General features: G+C 66.2%; 12 protein-coding genes and 1 tRNA gene. 5 read left to right on the top strand and 8 right to left on the bottom strand.

What is annotated here, in order from left to right; all coding sequences use genetic code 11:
* Nucleotides 1-101: 101 nt before the first annotated feature.
* Together VM780_RS09150 and VM780_RS09145 are read left to right on the top strand one after the other, a co-directional pair.
* Nucleotides 102-1,331 carry a putative DNA modification/repair radical SAM protein gene (locus VM780_RS09150; protein ID WP_325446959.1) on the top strand — a complete coding sequence of 410 codons (1,230 nt, stop codon included), beginning with the start codon at nucleotides 102-104 and terminating at the stop codon, nucleotides 1,329-1,331.
* Entirely contained in the window at nucleotides 1,328-2,764 is a 1,437-nt protein-coding gene (locus tag VM780_RS09145) for a UdgX family uracil-DNA binding protein (protein WP_325446958.1), read from the top strand. The genes VM780_RS09150 and VM780_RS09145 overlap by 4 nt, the downstream gene beginning before the upstream one ends.
* On the opposite strand, the gene VM780_RS09140 is transcribed toward VM780_RS09145, so the two are convergent.
* The 5 genes from VM780_RS09140 to VM780_RS09120 form a co-directional block, all read right to left on the bottom strand.
* A complete protein-coding gene (locus tag VM780_RS09140) occupies nucleotides 2,751-3,797 on the bottom strand; it encodes an ABC transporter ATP-binding protein (protein ID WP_325446957.1) in 1,047 nt (348 codons plus the stop codon). The two genes, VM780_RS09145 and VM780_RS09140, sit on opposite strands and share 14 nt — an antisense overlap.
* The gene (locus VM780_RS09135; RefSeq protein WP_325446956.1) at nucleotides 3,797-5,350 is read right to left on the bottom strand and encodes an iron ABC transporter permease; all 1,554 of its coding nucleotides are present in this window, start codon (nucleotides 5,348-5,350) and stop codon (nucleotides 3,797-3,799) included. The genes VM780_RS09140 and VM780_RS09135 overlap by 1 nt, the downstream gene beginning before the upstream one ends.
* Nucleotides 5,347-6,372, bottom strand: a complete 1,026-nt coding sequence (locus VM780_RS09130; RefSeq protein WP_325446955.1) for an iron ABC transporter substrate-binding protein — start codon at nucleotides 6,370-6,372, stop codon at nucleotides 5,347-5,349. The genes VM780_RS09135 and VM780_RS09130 overlap by 4 nt, the downstream gene beginning before the upstream one ends.
* A gap of 175 nt (nucleotides 6,373-6,547) precedes the next feature.
* Nucleotides 6,548-8,929 (bottom strand): PAS domain S-box protein, encoded by a 2,382-nt coding sequence (locus VM780_RS09125; protein WP_325446954.1) that lies wholly within the window; start codon nucleotides 8,927-8,929, stop codon nucleotides 6,548-6,550.
* Nucleotides 8,926-10,449, bottom strand: coding sequence for an ATPase domain-containing protein (locus VM780_RS09120; protein WP_325446953.1), 1,524 nt, complete (start codon nucleotides 10,447-10,449; stop codon nucleotides 8,926-8,928). The genes VM780_RS09125 and VM780_RS09120 overlap by 4 nt, the downstream gene beginning before the upstream one ends.
* A 212-nt stretch (nucleotides 10,450-10,661) precedes the next feature.
* On the opposite strand from VM780_RS09120, the gene VM780_RS09115 reads away from it, so the two are divergent.
* A complete protein-coding gene (locus tag VM780_RS09115) occupies nucleotides 10,662-11,477 on the top strand; it encodes an NYN domain-containing protein (RefSeq protein ID WP_325446952.1) in 816 nt (271 codons plus the stop codon).
* Nucleotides 11,478-11,579: 102 nt separating this feature from the next.
* On the opposite strand, the gene VM780_RS09110 is transcribed toward VM780_RS09115, so the two are convergent.
* Nucleotides 11,580-12,458, bottom strand: coding sequence for a hypothetical protein (locus VM780_RS09110; RefSeq protein WP_325446951.1), 879 nt, complete (start codon nucleotides 12,456-12,458; stop codon nucleotides 11,580-11,582).
* Nucleotides 12,459-12,750: 292 nt separating this feature from the next.
* Here VM780_RS09110 and VM780_RS09105 point away from each other — a divergent pair.
* Nucleotides 12,751-12,827 (top strand) — tRNA-Arg (locus tag VM780_RS09105).
* A 149-nt stretch (nucleotides 12,828-12,976) separates the two neighbouring features.
* On the opposite strand, the gene VM780_RS09100 is transcribed toward VM780_RS09105, so the two are convergent.
* Entirely contained in the window at nucleotides 12,977-14,233 is a 1,257-nt protein-coding gene (locus VM780_RS09100; protein WP_325446950.1) for a hypothetical protein, read from the bottom strand.
* A gap of 207 nt (nucleotides 14,234-14,440) precedes the next feature.
* Between VM780_RS09100 and VM780_RS09095 the strand changes: the two genes are divergently transcribed.
* Entirely contained in the window at nucleotides 14,441-16,162 is a 1,722-nt protein-coding gene (locus VM780_RS09095) for a glycosyltransferase (RefSeq protein ID WP_325446949.1), read from the top strand.
* Between the two features lie 239 nt (nucleotides 16,163-16,401).
* Here the strand turns inward: VM780_RS09095 and VM780_RS09090 are convergent, their stop codons facing one another.
* Complete coding sequence (locus VM780_RS09090) at nucleotides 16,402-17,025, bottom strand: phospholipase D-like domain-containing protein (protein WP_325446948.1); 624 nt, start codon at nucleotides 17,023-17,025, stop codon at nucleotides 16,402-16,404.
* Nucleotides 17,026-17,045: the final 20 nt, after the last annotated feature.

The following is a 17,045-nucleotide window of genomic DNA, read 5'->3' as shown; positions in this document are numbered from 1 at the left end:
GGTTTGGCGGTACGCGAACGGCGCTTGCGTACCGCCATACCCCTTGATGTGAACAAAAAGGGTACATAGAACAGGAGGCCGTCGCTGGAGGACCTGCTGTTTTGGACATCGCCCGCAAGCTCGCGATCCTGGCCGACGCGGCCAAATACGACGCCTCATGCGCCTCCAGCGGAACAGACAAGCGCAGCTCGGCAGGCGGCAAAGGCGCGGGTCCACAGGGGCTCGGCTCGACGGAAGGCGCTGGCATCTGCCACTCCTACGCCCCTGACGGTCGCTGCATCTCGCTGCTGAAAATTCTGCTGACGAACGCCTGCGCGTTCGATTGCCTCTATTGTGTCAACCGCTCTTCCAGCAACGTGCCGCGGGCGCGGTTCACGGTGGCCGAGGTGGTCAAGCTGACCCTCGATTTCTACCGGCGGAACTACATCGAGGGCCTGTTCCTCTCCTCCGGCATCGTGAGAAGCCCCGACTATACGATGGAGCAGGTCGTCCGCATCGCCCGCACGCTTCGGCTGGAGCACGGCTTCAAGGGCTACATCCATCTCAAGACGATCCCGGACGCATCTCCGGAGCTGCTCGCTGAGGCCGGGCTTTACGCCGATCGGCTGTCGATCAATGTCGAACTGCCGACGGAGACCGCGCTGAAGCAGCTCGCGCCCGAAAAGGACATCCGGGCGGTGCGCCGCACGATGGCCGGACTTCGCGGCCGGATCGAAGAGGCGAAGGCCGAGCGGCGCGCGCCCCGGTTCGCGCCCGCCGGCCAGAGCACGCAGATGATCATCGGGGCGGACGCGTCCGACGATCGAGCGATCCTCGGAACCTCCGCAAGCCTCTACGGCTCCTACCGGCTGAAGCGCGTGTACTATTCGGCCTTCAGTCCGATCCCGGACGCGAGCGCCACCCTGCCGCTGCAGGCGCCGCCGCTCGTCCGGGAGCACCGGCTCTACCAGGCCGACTGGCTGATGCGTTTCTACGGCTTCTCCGTCGACGAAATCACCGAAGGCGGCGGCATGCTCGACTTGGCGGTCGATCCGAAGCTCGCCTGGGCGCTGCGCCATCGGGAGCGGTTTCCGCTCGATGTCGGCCGCGCCTCGCGCGAGGAGCTGCTTCGCGTCCCGGGGCTTGGCAAGACGGTGGTGGATCGCATTCTCTCGGCGCGACGCTTTCGCGCTATCCGTTGCGAGGACCTTGCGCGGCTGAAGGCTCCGCTGCGCAAGGTCCTGCCCTTCCTCCGGCTGGCCGACCACGTTCCGTCAATCGGGCTGCTCGAATCGGAGCGGCTGCTCGAGCGCATCGCGCCGCCGCCGCGCCAGCTGGCGCTCTCCCTTTGACGCCGCGGCGCGTTGTTCTCGCCGGGCCCGCCGATGTGGCGGGGTGGCGCGCGGCTGCGCGAAGCCTGATCGCGGCCGGCGAGCCAGCCTCATCAATTGTATGGTCGGTCTCGGGTCAGCCCGACGATCTGTTCGCCGCCGAGGAGGTCCCGCCTGTCACAGGGGCCCCGCAGGGATTCTCAGTCGCCCGCGGTTTTCTGGAGCTCGCCGAAACGGGGCTTCTCCACAGCGACCCCACTCGGTTCGATCTGTTCTACCGTCTGCTCGCCCGCGTCGTGGCGAACCGCGCTCTCTTGGAAGATGCAGCCGATCCAGAGGTCGCGCGCGCCCGGGATCTCGCCAAGGCGGTTCGGCGGGACAAGCACAAGATGACCGCCTTCGTGCGCTTCCGCGAAATCGCGACCCCGGAAGGCGCGCATTTCGTGGCCTGGTTCGAGCCCGAGCACCACATCGTCGAGGCGACCGCGCCATTCTTCGTCCGCCGCTTCGCCTCGATGCGATGGTCGATCCTGACGCCGGAGCGCTCAGCGCATTGGGACGGCGAGGAGCTTGTCTTCGGCGACGGCGCGGCTCGTTCCGACGCGCCGGACAGCGACGGGCTCGAAAGCGTCTGGCGGACCTATTATGCGAGCATCTTCAATCCCGCGCGGCTCAAGGTCGCCGCGATGCGGTCCGAGATGCCGCAGAAATACTGGCGCAACCTTCCGGAGGCCTCGCTCATTCGTCCCCTGATCGCGTCCGCCGCCGCCCGGTCGGCCGCGATGGTCGCAGCTCCGGCGACCGAGCCGAAGAAGGGTCACCGTCCGATGAAACAGCCCGAGCGCCTTGCGCCTCACGATCCGTCGACGCTCGACGCGCTGCGGGCGGAGGTCGACGAATGCCGCAATTGCCCGCTCTGGGCCGACGCCACGCAGGCGGTGTTCGGCGAAGGGCCCGCCGACGCCAAGGTGATGGTCGTCGGCGAGCAGCCCGGCGACAAGGAGGACATTCAGGGGCGGCCCTTTGTGGGGCCAGCCGGGGCTCTGTTCGACCGCGCAGCCCAGGAGGCCGGCTTCGAGCGCGACAAGGTCTACGTCACCAATGCCGTGAAGCACTTCAAGTTCGAGCCGCGCGGGAAGTTCCGGCTGCACAAGACGCCGGGCCCCACCGAGATCGCCGCCTGCCGGCCGTGGCTGGAGCGTGAGATGGCGACGCTGAAGCCGCGGCTGGTCGTCGCGATGGGCGCGACCGCAGCGCGGGCCGTGATGGGGCGCGTCGTCAAGATCGGCGAGACGCGCGGCTCGATCCTGAAGCGCGACGGCGAGCCGGACGTGCTGGTGACCGTTCACCCATCCTATTTGCTGCGCGTGCCGGACGAGGAGCGCAAACGCGCGGAGTTCGCGCGCTTCGTCGAGGATCTCCGGCTCGCGACGCCGTTCCTCAAAGCGGCTTGAGGGGCCGCGCTGGAGCGAAAGCGACGCAGGACCCCTCCAGCGTAACCTGCACCTCGCCGGCGTCGTCGGCCACGAAGCTGGTCGGCGCCCGGACCGGCAGCCGGAACTCGCCGATCGCGACGGTCAGGACCGTATGATCGCCCCGGAAGCTGCGCGACACGATCTTCGCCGCGCGGCCGCAGCCGGGATCGCCGAGCACGATCTGTTCGGGCCGCACGCAGACCCGCGCAACCCCGTTCACGCCGGGCGAGACGGCGCCGAGCGGCATGCTGCCCAGCGCGGTCTCAGCCATAGCGCCGTGAATCGTGGCGTCGAGGAACACGGCCGCGCCCGTAATCCGCGCGACCTCCGCGCTGGCGGGCCGCAGATAAACTGATCGCGGATCGTCCTGCTGCGCGATCGCGCCATGGTTCATCACCGCGACCGTATCGGCGCTCGCGAACGCCTCCTCGGGATCATGCGTCACCAGAACGGCGGAGGCGCCGGAGCGCCGCAGCGTCGCGACGACTTCGGCGGACACCGCGCGACGAAGATCGAGATCGAGCCCGTTGAACGGCTCGTCCAGCAGGACGATCTCGGGCCGAGGCGCAAGCGCGCGCGCCAGCGCCACGCGCTGCTGCTGTCCCCCCGAAAGCTCATGCGGATAGCGCCCGGCGAGCTCCGCGACGCCGACCAGCGCCAGCACGTCGCCGATCCGCTCCTTCGTCCGCTCCCGGCGGGCGAGCCCGAAGCCGACATTTCCGGCGACCGTCAGATGCGGGAACAGCGCTCCTTCCTGGGGAACGTAGCCGATCCTGCGCCGCTCGGGCGGCACATGGAGGCCGTCGCGCGCGACCTCACGTCCATGGATCTCGATCGTCCCGCCGTCGAGCCTTTCAAAGCCCGCGATGAGCCGCAGCAGCGTGGTCTTGCCGCAGCCCGATGGGCCGAGCAGCGCGGCGATCGCGCCCTCGCGCACCGCGAAGTCGACGCCACGCAGCACCGGCTGGCCGTTGAAGGCCTTTTTCGCCTCGCGGACGCGGACGCTCGTCATCAGAGATCATGAAGCTCCAGGCTGCGGCGGGTGAACACATAAACGGGGATGGCCGAAACCGCGACCAGCAATGCGGCGAACGGCGCCGCCGCCGCGTAACGCCCTTCATTCGCCTGCGACCACACCTCGGTGGCGAGGGTGGTGACGCCGATCGGCGCCAGCATCAGCGTTGCGGTGAGCTCCCGCGCAAGTTCGAGCGTGATGAGCGCCAGCGCGGCGCCCACGCCTGGCAGCATGTTCGGAAGCGTCACGGCGACGAACGCCGCAAGCGGGCCCTTTCCCAGGCTTCGCGCCACCTCCTCGAACCGCGCCGGCGCAAGCTCGAGAGAGGCGCGCAGGGCCGACTGGGCGAGCGGCAGGGCCAGCACCGCATAGGCCGCGAACAACAGCCCGACGGTCTGGTAGATCTCCGGAAAGAAGCGGATGGCGAAGAACACCAGCGCAAGGGCGACGACGAGGCCGGGCAGGCCGTGGACCACATATGGCAGCCGCTCAGCCAGACCCGACAGCCGTCCCCGGTGGCGCGTGGCGGCGAGCGCGAGCGGCGCGGCGAGCGCCGTGACGACGAGCGCGCCCGGCAGCGCCAGCGTCAACGACCCCTTCACGGCCGGCCAGATGTCGGCTGCGGCATGGCCGAGCGATTTGCCGACCGCGAGCCAGTAGACAAGCACGGCGCAGGGCGCCCCGAGCGCGAGGGCGGTCAACGCCGCCATTCCCAGCAGAACGAGCGGCTTGGCGCGGCCAAGCTCGGTGAGCGGCGGCTGCCGACGTCCTCCCTTGCCGACGCGCGCAAACCGCAGATCCCGCCGCAGCCTCATCTCGAACAGGGCCGGCGGCAGCGCAAGCGCGAGCAGCACCGCCGACTGCAGGGCAGCCGTGCCGCCGTCGAACTCGAGCTCATAGGATTCGAAGATCGCGGTCGTGAAGGTCTGGACACGAAGCAGCGCGAGCGCGCCGAACTCGGCGAACATGTGGGTCAGCACAAGCAGCGCGCCGGCGCCCAGCGCCGGCCACGCCTGGGGCAGCGTCACGCTCACGAATCGCGACCAAGGCGCCCGACCGAGCGAGCGGGCGACGTCATCGAACGCCGGGTCCATGCCCCGCAGCGCGGCGGCCACCGGCAGATAGACCAGCGGATAATGCGACAGGGTGAGGATCAGAACCGCGCCCGGCAGCGTCTGGAACGCGACGCCCATCGAGGCCCAGGCGAAGCTCGCCACGAAGGCTGGGACCGCGAGCGGCAGCGCGGCCACGACACGCCACCAGCGCCGGCCCGGAATGTCGGACCGCTCGACGCACCAGGCGACCGCGACGCCGATGAGGGCCGACAGAGCCGTCACCGAACCCGCCAGCGTCACGGTGTTGAGCAGGAGCTCCGCGGTGCGGGCCCGGAACAGCTCCTCCGTCACGCCGGCGAGGCCCGCTTGCCAGGCGCGGGCCGCCACATAGGCGAGCGGCAGGGAGATCAGCGCCGTCGGCGCGAAGACGGCGAGCGTCAGCCAGCTCGGCGGCCCCGCCTGCCGCCGATCCCCGCCTGCCAGCGCGAGCGTCAAGCGAGCCCGGCCTCGCGGCGCAGGTCGCGCGCGAGATCGGAGTCCGCAATGTCCTCAGGGGTGACGTCCGGCGGATCGAGTTCGTCGAGCGGCTTCAACGCGTAAGGCGACTTGACGTCGGACCGCACCGGATATTCGGCGACGGCGCCGACGAGCGCCTGCTGGCCCGGCACGCTCACCATGAAGGCCAGGAACCGCTGCGCCATCTCCTGGCGCTTGCTCGACTTCAGAACCCCGGCGCCGGAGAGGGTCACCAGCGCGCCGGGATCCTTGTGGCCGAGATAGTGCAGCTGGCACTTCATCCTGTCGGCGCCGACCTCGTCCGCAACGCGGAACCAGTAGTAGTTGTTGACCAGCGCGGTCGGGATCTCCCCGCGCTGCACCGCCTGAACCGCTGCGACATTGCCGTTGTAGACGCGGCCATTGTCCTTGAGGCCCTTCAGCCAGCTGACTGCGGCGTCCCGCCCCTTGAGCTTGACGATCGCGAGGGCCTGCGCCTGGAACTCGCCGCTCGTCGGCACGAAGCCGACGCGGCCGCGCCATTCCGGCTTGGCGAAATCCATCAGCGAGGCCGGCAGCGCGGCGGGCTGGATCATGTCGACATTGTAGGCCACCACCCGGCAGCGCGCGCTGACGCCCACCCAGGAGCCGTCCTTCGCCGCGAAGCGCGAATGGACCTGCCCGATGGTGTCGGGCGACGCCGGCGCGAGCAGGCCGCGGGCGGCGAGCGCGGCGATGGGCGCGCTCTCCTCCGAATAGAATACGTCGGCCGGCGAGGCCTCGCCTTCCTCGATGATCTGGTTAGCGAGCTGGGCGCTGTTGCCGCGACGGATGGCGACCTCAATCCCCGTCTGCCGCGCAAAGGCCTCGACGATGGCGTTGGTCGTCTCTGCATGCTGGCCATTGTAGAGGGTCAGCGCGCCGCCCTCGGCGGCCCGAACGCTCCGCCCTGCTCCGAGCAACGTGGCTCCGCCGACTGCGGCGAGGCCAGCCGCAAAAGTACGCCGGTCCAACTTTTTCATTATAATTACTCCAAACAGCGCAAGTGTTTAGCTGCCGTGAAAGGAGTCTCACTTGCGTCCGGAGTCAACATTGCGCAGCGCGTGAATCGACTGCTCTCAATCACGAAGCGGAGCGGCCGCGTTTACGCGCCCGAGAGACGCGGCGGCCACCCTGCCGGTCCGGGGGGAACTGGCCTCAGTCTCCTGAACCGAAGGAGTTGGAGATGGCGAGCCGCAGGACGCGAGACAGCTCCTCGACCGAATAAGGCTTCTGCAGAAGCTCGAATCCGGAGCGTCCTTCCTGGGCCAGCACGTCGCTGTAGCCCGACGCCAGGACGACCGGCAATTCAGGGGTCAGCCGCCGAATTTCCCGAGCGAGATCGACCCCGTTCATGCCGGGCATCACGACGTCGGAAAACACCACGTCGAACCGCGCGCCGGGATCTTTGAGCATGACGAGAGCTTCCGAGGCGTTCATCGCCCAACTCGTCACGTAACCGAGATCCTGCAGCGTTTGAGTCGCGAAGCCGCCGACCTCCACATTGTCCTCGACGATCAGCACCCGCCGTCCGTCACCGACCGGCGCAGGCTCATCGAGTCGACGCTTGGGGGCTGGCTCCGCGGCCTCCGGAACTTCAGGAAGATAGATCGTGAAGGTCGCGCCGGCGCCTGGCGTGCTTTCCACCGCCACGTCCCCGCCGGACTGCTTGGCGAAGCCGAACACCTGCGACAAGCCGAGACCGGTGCCCTTGCCGATCTCCTTGGTGGTGTAAAACGGCTCGAATATCTGGGAGATGATGCCCGGGGCGATGCCTTCGCCCGTGTCCGCCAGAGACACCGCGACGAATGGCTTCCTGCTGGCGGCCTGTCCTCGGATCGGCGGCAGCCCGGTGCCGCAGGCGACCCGAAGCGTCAGAACCCCCTCGCCGTTCATCGCGTCTCGCGCATTGACCGCCATGTTGACGACGGCCGTCTCGAACTGGCTTCGATCCGCTTTCACGAAGCACGGCCGGTTCGGAAAGGCGCTCACAACTTTCACGCGCGCGCCCGTGACAGTGTCCAGCATGTCGGTCAGCGCCGAGACGCAAGCGCTGACCTCGAACACCTCCGGGTTGAGCGCCTGCCGGCGCGCGAAGGCGAGCAACTGGCCGGTCAGCCGCGCGGCGCGATCGGTGGTCTCCGAAATCGCCTCGACATACCGCCGGCGACGCTCTTCCGGCAGGTCCGGCCGCCTCAGGAAATCGACCGACGACCGGATGATCGTCAGAAGGTTGTTGAAGTCATGCGCGACGCCGCCGGTCAGCTGCCCGACGGCCTCGAGTTTCTGCGACTGCCTGAGCGCCTCTTCGGCCTGGACGAGCGCCGCAGCCTGTTGCTTCTCGGCGGTTATCTCGCGTCCGTACGCATAGATGAGCTCGCCCTCCGCCGAGGTCCGCCAGGAGACCCAGCGTGGCGTCCCGTCAATGTGACAGAACCGGTTCTCGAAATTGGTCAGGTCGCGCGCTTCCGACGCTTCGTGGAGCGCCGCTTCCGTCACGGCGAGATCCTCGGGCCAGATGAAATCTCGGAAGCTCCGGCCGACCACATCTTCGTATGGATGGCCGAGAATGGCTGTCCAGGCGGGATTGACCGCGCGGAACACGCCGTCGGTCCCGACGACGATCAGAAGGTCGCGCGAGTTCCTCCAGACCCTGTCCCGCTCAGCCGTGCGCTCCGCGACCTGAGCCTCGAGGCCTTCATTCAGCTGACGGAGCTGGAGCTCGAGCTTACGCCGCGGCGTGATGTCATTGAACAGCGCCGCCACCCGACGCTGTTCGGGTTTGTCGACGCGGAAGGCGTGGACGTCGAACCAGCGTTGTCCAAGCTCCTTCGCGGTGCTTTCGAACCGAATGGGCTCGCCCGTCATCGCGACGCCCCCATAGGCCTCGAACCAGTGGGGCTCATGGTTCGGAGCGAGCTCGCGCATCCACCGTCCCACTGCATTGCAGAGCCCGGTCTGCGCCTCGAACGCCGGATTCGTTTCGATGAACCGGTAGTCCACGGGGCGCCCGGCCTCGTCGAACTTCATCTCGAACGTGCAGAAACCGGCGTCGATGTTCTCGAAAAGGTCCAGATAATGCTGCCGCTCGACGCGCAGCGCCTCAAGCCGCGCGCGCGCCTCATACTGCCGCCGGCGCCCGCGAAGAGCCGCTCGCACGACGCTGATCAGCGTGGTCGGATGAAACGGCCGCTCGACGAACGTCACATTGCCGAGAAATTCCGACAGCCTTGTCGCGGCCGGATTGCGTTCACGGCCTCCGCCATGTCGAACCAGCACCACGAAGGGCATGTCCGACCAGGGCGGCTGATCAGCGATCCAGCCGCGGAGGCCGGACAGGTCGGCGCCCTGGAGCGCTTCCTCGGTGACGAGAACAGAGCCCGCCGTCTCGGTCAGGCCACGGAGCAGCTCATCAAGATCCGAAACGATCAGAGACGCGATCGCGGCCTCGTGCATCAGCGATTGCGCGATCCGGGCGTCCCTGCCGAGGGGCGCGAGTATCAGAACGCGTTCGGACGATGGGTCGTGCGGCGCAGTCACGAAAATGGGCCGGACCTCTCGGGTTCCGCGCCCATGAGGGGCATGTCGCCGTCCTTGCCGGTATAGCTCGGCGTTCCGCGCAGGATGCCCTGAAACCCTCTAAGCGCCGCTCCCACGGACAGGCCAGTGGACCCGATGCGGTACTCGCGAATGGTTTCTTCGTGAGCGCTCGTCCGCTTCTTCACGACCGACATCGCCCGACGCACGCGTCCCGAAGACTCGAAATAGCGCAGCAGGACGACGGTGTCCGCCAGGTAGGTCACGTCCACAGGCGATCTCATGTCGCCGATGAGCCCATGTTGCGCCAGCGTCAGATAGGTCGAGGCGCCCTGCCGGTTGAGATACTGCAGCAACTCATGGATGTGCAGAATGAGCGAATGCTCGTCGGGCATCGACGCCTGATAGCCGTTCAGGCTGTCAATCACCACGGTCTTGATCTCGCCGGCGTCGACCCGAGCGCGCACCCGATGGGCGAATTCGCCAGGCGTGAGCTCCGCCGCGTCGACCTGCTCAATGACGACGCTGCCCTCTTCGGCCCAGCGCTGCAGCGGGAAGCCCATCGCCTTGGTTCGTTCGAACAGGAGCCCGAGCTCTTCGTCGAAGACGAACATCGCGCCACGCTCGCCGCGCGCGACCGCCGCCGCCACGAACTGTATTCCGATCAAGCTTTTCCCGCTCCCGGTCGGGCCGAGGATCAGCGTGCTCGATCCGCTCTCGACGCCGCCGCCAAGCAGGGCGTCGAACTCGGGGATGCCGCTGCTGCGCGGCGCGCGCGCGAATTCCGTCTTATGTTCGAGCGCCACGAGGCGCGGGAACACCGTCACTCCGCCGGTCAGGATCGCGAAATCGTGGTAGCCGCCGCGATAGCGCTGCCCGCGGTACTTGACCACCCTCAGCCTGCGTCGCTCCGCCCCATAGGACAGCGCCAGATCCTCCAGCCGGATCACGCCATGCGCGACGCTGTGGACGGTCTTGTCGCTGACCTCGGCTGTCAGATCGTCGAGCATCAGCACCGTCGCGCCATGCTTTGCGAAATAATGCTTCAGCGCGAGAACCTGGCGCCGGTAGCGGAGGGATCCGCCGGCGAGCAGGCGGATCTCCGAGAGGCTGTCGATGACGATGCGGGACGGCCGCACGCGCTCCACCGCCTCCAAGATCATCCGCGCCGTCTCGCCGAGTTCCAGGTCCGACGAATAGAGCAGGCTCTGCTGCTGCTCGGCGTCGAGCAGGCTGTCCGGCGGGGCGAGTTCGAAGACGGTGAGGTTCGGCGGGATAGACCAACCATGCGACGTCGCGGTCTCGCGCAGTTCCGTTTCTGTCTCGGAAATCGTGATGTAGAGGCCGAGCTCGCCGCGCGCTGCGCCTTCGAGCAGGAATTGCAGCGCGATCGTCGTCTTGCCGGTTCCGGGCGAGCCCTCCAGCAGATAGAGGCGATCGCGTCTCACGCCGCCGACGAGGATGTCGTCGAGACCGGGAACGCCAAACGCGGCCTTGTCGTCTGATCCTGAGGGGCCAGGCATGTCGATGAACCCGAAGCAAGAAGCGGAGGCACGTGAACGGTGACCGTTATAGCGCTGTTTTAGAGCGGCAAAGCGGCCTTGCCGCTGTGAAGATCGCGCCGAACCGGCGGCCGGCAAGTCGAACCGCCCGATGAACCAGGCCGACGCGGCGCGCTCGCGTCCCCACCCCTTGAGCGGTTGCGCGCCTTCGCCTGCCGGCGCAGGGTTCTGCGATGACGCCGAACTCCTCCCCTCCGCCGGACGGCCCAGACCGCTCCGCCACCCTCGCATTGCTGATCGATGGCGATAACGCGTCGCCGAAGATCGTCGAGGGTTTGCTCGCCGAGATCGCGAAATACGGCACCGCCAGCGTCAAGCGGATCTACGGCGACTGGACGAAGCCCAATCTCGGCGGCTGGAAGACGTGCCTGCTGGAGCACTCGATCCAGCCGATCCAGCAATTCGCCTACACGACCGGCAAGAACGCGACCGACGGCGCGATGATCATCGACGGCATGGACCTGCTCTACACTGGCCGGTTCGACGGATTCTGCCTCGTCTCCAGCGACAGCGATTTCGCCCGACTGGCGTCCAGGCTGCGCGAGCAGGGACTGCGGGTCTATGGCTTCGGCGAGCGCAAGACGCCGCGGCCGTTCATCACCGCCTGCGACAAGTTCATCTTCTTCGACGTGCTGGCGAGGCCCGCCGAGCCCGATCCCATTGAACCGACGGCGCCCGAAGCGCCGAAGAAGAGGACCGCCGCACGACGGACCGCGAAGGCGCCTTCCACGCCCTCGCCCTTGAAGCGCTCTGGCGAGGGGATCGACGACGCCACCGCCGCGCTGTTGACCTCCGCCCTCTCGGCGGTCGCCGACGACACCGGATGGGCCAGCCTCGGGGCGGTCGGCAGCCACATCGCGAAGCGCGCCCCGGAGTTCGACTCCCGCAACTACGGCTTCGCCCGATTGAGCGACCTGGTGGAGGCCACAGGGCTGTTCCAGCTGGACCGAACAGCCAAGAGCGGCGGGATCGCCGTCAGGCTGAGGTGAGGCTGCGCTTGTCGCGCGCCGCAGCCTGGAGCGCCTGCCCTTCGTCGCCTCTATAGCGGTCGGCGGACCCGAACGCGGCGAAGCCGCTGAGCTTGGTCTCTGCTACCGATCATCGGGTTCTGACGCAGCGCCATTTGGCTCATCCGGCGGATTGAAACGCCAATTCTTCACTTTTGGATCTTCCTCGCCGACGGCTGTCACCCGCAGCGCGTTCCCGTAAGCGTCTGCATAAGCAATGACGCAGGAGGGCGGCGCGCCTTCGCAGGATTGCGCCGCAATCCCCCGAGCCCGCAGCGCTTCAAGCGGCGGGTTCGGTGCGCCTGGGCTGGCCGACGCCGCTCCGGTCGCTTCCTCGACCTGCCAGCCAGCATCAAGCAGGCGGGTGTTGGCCTGGGTCGCGTCCATGCCCTGTCGCAGAAAGCCGAAGTCGGCGGCGCGCTCGCCCGCCTCGGGGCCGCTCGCCGCGTTCCCGTTCGCGTCGGCCGAGGGCGCGACCGGCTGCGGGGCCGTGGCGCAGTCTCGCAGCATCCTCAAAGCCCGTGACGAACCGTTGAGCCGCGCCCGCAGATAGCGTCCGGCGAAGGTCATTCGCACCGAGCGAGAGGATTCGACCAGAGGCTCCAGCCGGCCGCCCGCCGGAAAGTTGATGGGCTCGAACAAGGCCATCGCCTTGGTGGCCGCTACGCCCTTCAGCACGATCGGCGGGCCGTCGTCGAAAACAACGGCCGCGATCGTCTCCTTGCCGGGCTCCAATTCGAAGTCGTCGCCTCCCACGCCGATCTTGAAAGCGCCTGTCGCATTTGCATAGGCGACAAAGACGCCGCCGCGCGCCTGCGCCGCCATGGCGCATCCCTTGTCAGCGTCGTTCGGAAGCGGCGCTCCGATCCACCCGCGATAGCGGAAGTCCGCCCCTTTCTCCTGCGCGACGGCGGGCGCGCAGGTTGCGAGGCCGCAGATTGCGAGCAGAAGGGAGAATTTCATGCGCTGACCGTCCCCATGGCGACCCCCGGGATTGTAGAGGCGCCGCCGCCGACGGCCAGCGCATGCCGCGCCCCAAGTCAAACCTCAGCGGAGAGCGGACCAGGAATCTCGCCGCCGTCTCGCGGCGCGCGTCCGGACGCGTCGGGCGCTTGCGCCGTCCACCCCTGGGCCCACAACGCACACAGATGCCGCCTCTCGCGCGAGCGAAGCTGCGGCGGCGTCGATCGAAAGCCAAACCGCCGACCCCGATTGCCCCCCGCCTCCGGTTCGGCTAGGTTCCGCCCGGCTCTCGGCACCCGTAGCTCAGCTGGATAGAGCGCTGCCCTCCGAAGGCAGAGGTCAGAGGTTCGAATCCTCTCGGGTGCGCCAATTTCGACAGAGCGGCCGGAGTTCGGCTGCCGCCGCAAGGTCCTGCGCCTGCGACGCAGTTCGGAGGATCAAAGCGCCCGGATCTGGCGGGGCCGAGACGCTTTGAGGCTCTTCGGACTGTCAGGGTGCGTGTCTCCTGCTTGCGTCCGTCAGAGCAGGTCGGCGATGCTCGCCCTATCCCACTTGTGATGCCAGCGCGGCTTCGGGACCGCCCAGTCCGGGCCGTAGATTTTCTCGAGGTAAAGGAACGGGTTGCGCGGAACAGCGCAGGGCACCTCGAACAACGGGACATCCACGGGCGGAAAGACGTCACTGCGGCTGAAGACGGCTCTGGGGCCCGGGAACCACGTCACGCGCTCGCCCTCTTCATAGACCCCGACGAACACGTCGACGGCTTTGGCGCCCCGGAGGGACACATGCCGGTGGCTCACATAGTTGCCCTTCACCGAATAGCCTCGGGCCGAAAGGTGCTCTGAAACAATCTTGAGGCCCTCAGAGAACTTGGCGGCGACGCTCTTCGGAAAAGCGATGATGATATCAAGATCATCATCATGCGGGATCAGGTCTCGGTCCCGAACGATCGAGAGAACAGACCCAAAACCAAGACAAACGTCCGGGGTTATGTCTCTCAGATCCGCCACAAGCTGATTGGCGTCCTTGAGATACTCGACCTTCTCCTCCGCCGACCAGAACCGGAATGAGCGCGTGACGCCATGCGTCGTCCATTCGACCTCACGCGGCAACAGGATCTGATCGTTCACCACCTTGCGTATGTCGGCCTTCGCCTGACGCGAAACGCCCGGCTCAGCGCGCAAATTTCTCTTCATGCCGCGGAATTCGCCGGCGAGCGCCTCCAGGACGATTCGATCAAGAGCGGCGATCGCCTGATGGCACGTCGCCGGATAACCGCCGACCGACGCCGAGAGCACGTCCTCGAACATGCGCCGGCGCGCCTGGTGGTCATAGACCTCCCGCCATTGCGCGTCGGCGGTCTGCACCTTCACGCGAAGCGCCCAGGCCCGGGCGGCCCACTTCCCGCCGCGGTTGTTGACGATCAGACGCCGGTACGTTCCTGGCGCTGCAAGCCGCGCCTCCGCCCAGGGGGACTGATCCTTCTTGGTGTGAAAGCCGACTCGCGCCCACTGCTTCTCGAAAAAAAGCCGAGCGTTCAGCGCCTTCTCCGTGCCGGGATAGACGCTGCTGGTGTGAAGCGCGGCCTTGGAAAGGTCGCTCAGATTGCCGTCAGCATCCTCTAGGCTCATGGAGCCGAGGTGGAGCGTGCCAGCCTCGGAGAGCTCGAACCGGACCACCTTGATCGGCTCATCCAGAAGTCTGATCCGCAGAGGATCATCCGTGGTCGAGGACTGGAAAAACAAGTCAGGAAAGAAGTCTCGCCGCAGCCTCATGATGGCTTCGACGCGGCTTTCAAATAAAGAAATATCTGGCATCAGGTGGGCCCGGAACGGTATAAGAGATATGAGGATTCTGAGCCTGCGCCCGCTTCGAATGGCACGGTGGACGGCGCGGGGACTAGTTAGGGCCTAGCAAGACATGTCGTTGGCGCGACGGTAAAGTGCAAGATTCGCCATCCGGCATTCAAGGACGGTTGCTTCATGATGCTTCTTTCAGGTCGACCTGCACTGATGGCCTCGGATGAGAAGGCCGTGCTTGAAGGGTGTAGCCTCACGAACGAAACCATCGAGTTAACAATCCGCACCCCCGCCCATCTTGAGGGCGAGCCCCAATTTTCGATCGCGTGGAGGCCAGGATCCGACCAGGAGCAGCCCCGGAAGCTCGAGGACATCGCTCCTACGTCGCAGCCGTCCAGCAACGTCTATGTGTACCATGTTCCGATCCGGGCGGTCGGCGCAACCGTTCGCAAGGAATGGATAATCAGTTTCCGGGCCGATGTGAGGCTCCGGTGGCCGGCGCCTCATCAGAACTCCCCCGGATCGGCGGAGGCGGCGGACGGTCGGTCGCTGCCGATCAGCTGCCAGCCAGGCGTCTTGCCGTTTCGAGCCGACATCGGCCGCCGCACGATCATGCTCTACAGGACGGAAGCGGGCGCTCTGGAACTGCGTCTGGATCGCCGGACCGGTTCGCTGAAGCCCACCAAGAGCGGCAAGCGGATCATGATGCTCGTCACGGACATTCGCCGGGGGGGCGGAAAAACGAAGGCGGTGTTCCAGCTCGCCGAAGCGCTTGCGACCGCGGGTCACGACGTCCGCGTCACTGCGCTGTGGTTCTCCAACAAGCAACCGAAGTTCCGATTTCCGGACAATATCGGCTTCGACTTCATCGATGGCTCTTATCGTCAGGCCGCCGAGGATCGCAGCTCAGGCGAGAGTGGATTTCAGAGCGTCAACAAGAACGTCACGAAGGCGACTGACGAGAAACTCGTCAAATACTTCAAGGAGCACGATCTCGATTTCATCTACGTGCCCAATTATGACTCGCCCATGTACACGTTCATCAAGGCGAGTGTGGGCCCTCAGACCGTTCTGGTGATCGGAGACCACAATCCGCGGCGCCCTGAAATGGTGGAGAAAGGCGCGCCGAACGAGCATTTCGTCTGGGCGCTCAACAACTTCGACGGCGCTCACACGGTCAACCCTCTCATCGGCGAGCTTCTTCAGCCGCTGACGAAGAAGCCCGTCTTCGCGATACCGAACATGGCGGACCTCGGAGAGCCGATCCGTCGCGGGGAGGAGTTCTTCGCAACCCGGAAATTGATCTCAATCGGACGCCTGGTCGGAACGAAGCGGATGAGTCACGTCATCGACGCCTTCGGCCTCATCGCGGATCAGTTTCCGGAGTGGTCGCTCGATATTTTCGGCGAGGGCGAACGACGGCCCGAGTTGGAGGAGCAGATTGAGAGACTGGCGCTCGGAGACCGGGCGAGGTTGCGCGGCTTCGATCGCGAGGTCACGTCCGTTCTGGCCGCAGGAGCGATTTTCGTCACCGGCAGCGCCGCGGAGGCTCACCCTCTGGTGCTGATTGAAGCGATGGTCGCGGGATGCCCGGTCGTCAGCTATGACAAGCAGTACGGCGCGAAATACATGATCAAGAATAACAAGACGGGGTTCCTCGCGCGCGACAACAAGCGCGATCAACTGGCCGCCGCCATGGCCAAGGTCATGACCATGATCGAGTCTCGTGACGAGAAGTTGCTGGAGGTCATCAAGACCGCAGAGGCTTCTGTGAAGAAGTTCGATCGGAAGCGGATATCCGCGCTCTGGGTCCAGAAGGTCGACGAGCTTTGCGCAGCAAAACGCGCCCCCAGCCGGCCGACCTCAACCGAGGCGCTGCCAGACGCATCCGTCCCGACCGCTTAGGAGGCAGCGCGCCTCTGCAGTTGGGAGAGCAGCAGCGCAGGGCCCTGCTCCAGCCTATGTGGTGCCGGGACTTCCGCTGGCTCGCTCGCGCCCGGGATTCCCCACCGACATGAGCGACGGCGTTCCGGCCTCCGCCTCGTCGGCCGCCCGGTCCAAGCCGCCGCCCGCGCGACGACGCGGCCAAGCATCGCCGCGTCTGCGTCCGGGGGAGAACCGCCCGGACCCTCCCTCAGCCGCCTCTACTCAGCGTCGTCCTCTTCGGTGTCGACGTCGCTATCTCCGACGCTCTTCCCGGCGTCGCGGGCTTTTAGATCCACCGGCCTCGAGGCAGCTGCCCTCCGCTTCCAGTTATTGACAAAACTGGAAACGACCTCGGGAGAATCAGTTATGCGCACCATATTTTCGGCATTCTTTCTTTGAGCAGAATATGTAAAATTATAACTTCCTGTAAATACCTCAGCGTTGTCAATGATCATTACCTTGTTGTGCTGAGTCTTTACATTAGCATCTATCAGAATCGGGATTCCCTGTTTCATAAAATACAACAAGTTTTTGCTTCGTTTCTTCTCGGAGCCGATCGACATGATCATCTTCACGTCCACCCCGCGCTTATGGGCGTTAGCCAATCCTCTCATCAGCTTCTTGTTCGAAAAGAACATCGCCTGGACAAGGATCTGCCGCTGAGCCTTGTCGATAGCGTCGCCCAGCATATCGTCGCAGGCGTCGCCCGGCGTGAAACAGGCATCGACCCGCGCGTTGTCCGCGTGCAGCGCGGAAGACGCCGCGCCGTTCATTGTCTCTGCGCTCGCAGACGAGACCGTCGCTAGAGCGACCAGAGCGACCAACAGGCGCGCCTTCATCATTTCCCTTATCCCTCACCGAG

It is taken from the genome of Hansschlegelia sp., assembly GCF_035538955.1.
Lineage (GTDB): Bacteria > Pseudomonadota > Alphaproteobacteria > Rhizobiales > Methylopilaceae > Methylopila.
The sequence above is the reverse complement of the archived record's forward strand: the minus strand, read 5'-3'. Positions and strand labels throughout refer to the sequence as shown.

Excerpts from the sequence above, each read along its gene's own strand:
- VM780_RS09140 (WP_325446957.1), bottom strand. The coding sequence starts at position 3,797 with ATGACGAGCGTCCGCGTCCGCGAGGCGAAAAAGGCCTTCAACGGCCAG.
- VM780_RS09130 (WP_325446955.1), bottom strand. The coding sequence starts at position 6,372 with ATGAAAAAGTTGGACCGGCGTACTTTTGCGGCTGGCCTCGCCGCAGTC.
- VM780_RS09120 (WP_325446953.1), bottom strand. The coding sequence starts at position 10,449 with ATGCCTGGCCCCTCAGGATCAGACGACAAGGCCGCGTTTGGCGTTCCC.
- VM780_RS09115 (WP_325446952.1), top strand. The coding sequence starts at position 10,662 with ATGACGCCGAACTCCTCCCCTCCGCCGGACGGCCCAGACCGCTCCGCC.
- VM780_RS09110 (WP_325446951.1), bottom strand. The coding sequence starts at position 12,458 with ATGAAATTCTCCCTTCTGCTCGCAATCTGCGGCCTCGCAACCTGCGCG.
- VM780_RS09100 (WP_325446950.1), bottom strand. The coding sequence starts at position 14,233 with ATGAGGCTGCGGCGAGACTTCTTTCCTGACTTGTTTTTCCAGTCCTCG.
- VM780_RS09095 (WP_325446949.1), top strand. The coding sequence starts at position 14,441 with ATGATGCTTCTTTCAGGTCGACCTGCACTGATGGCCTCGGATGAGAAG.
- VM780_RS09090 (WP_325446948.1), bottom strand. The coding sequence starts at position 17,025 with ATGATGAAGGCGCGCCTGTTGGTCGCTCTGGTCGCTCTAGCGACGGTC.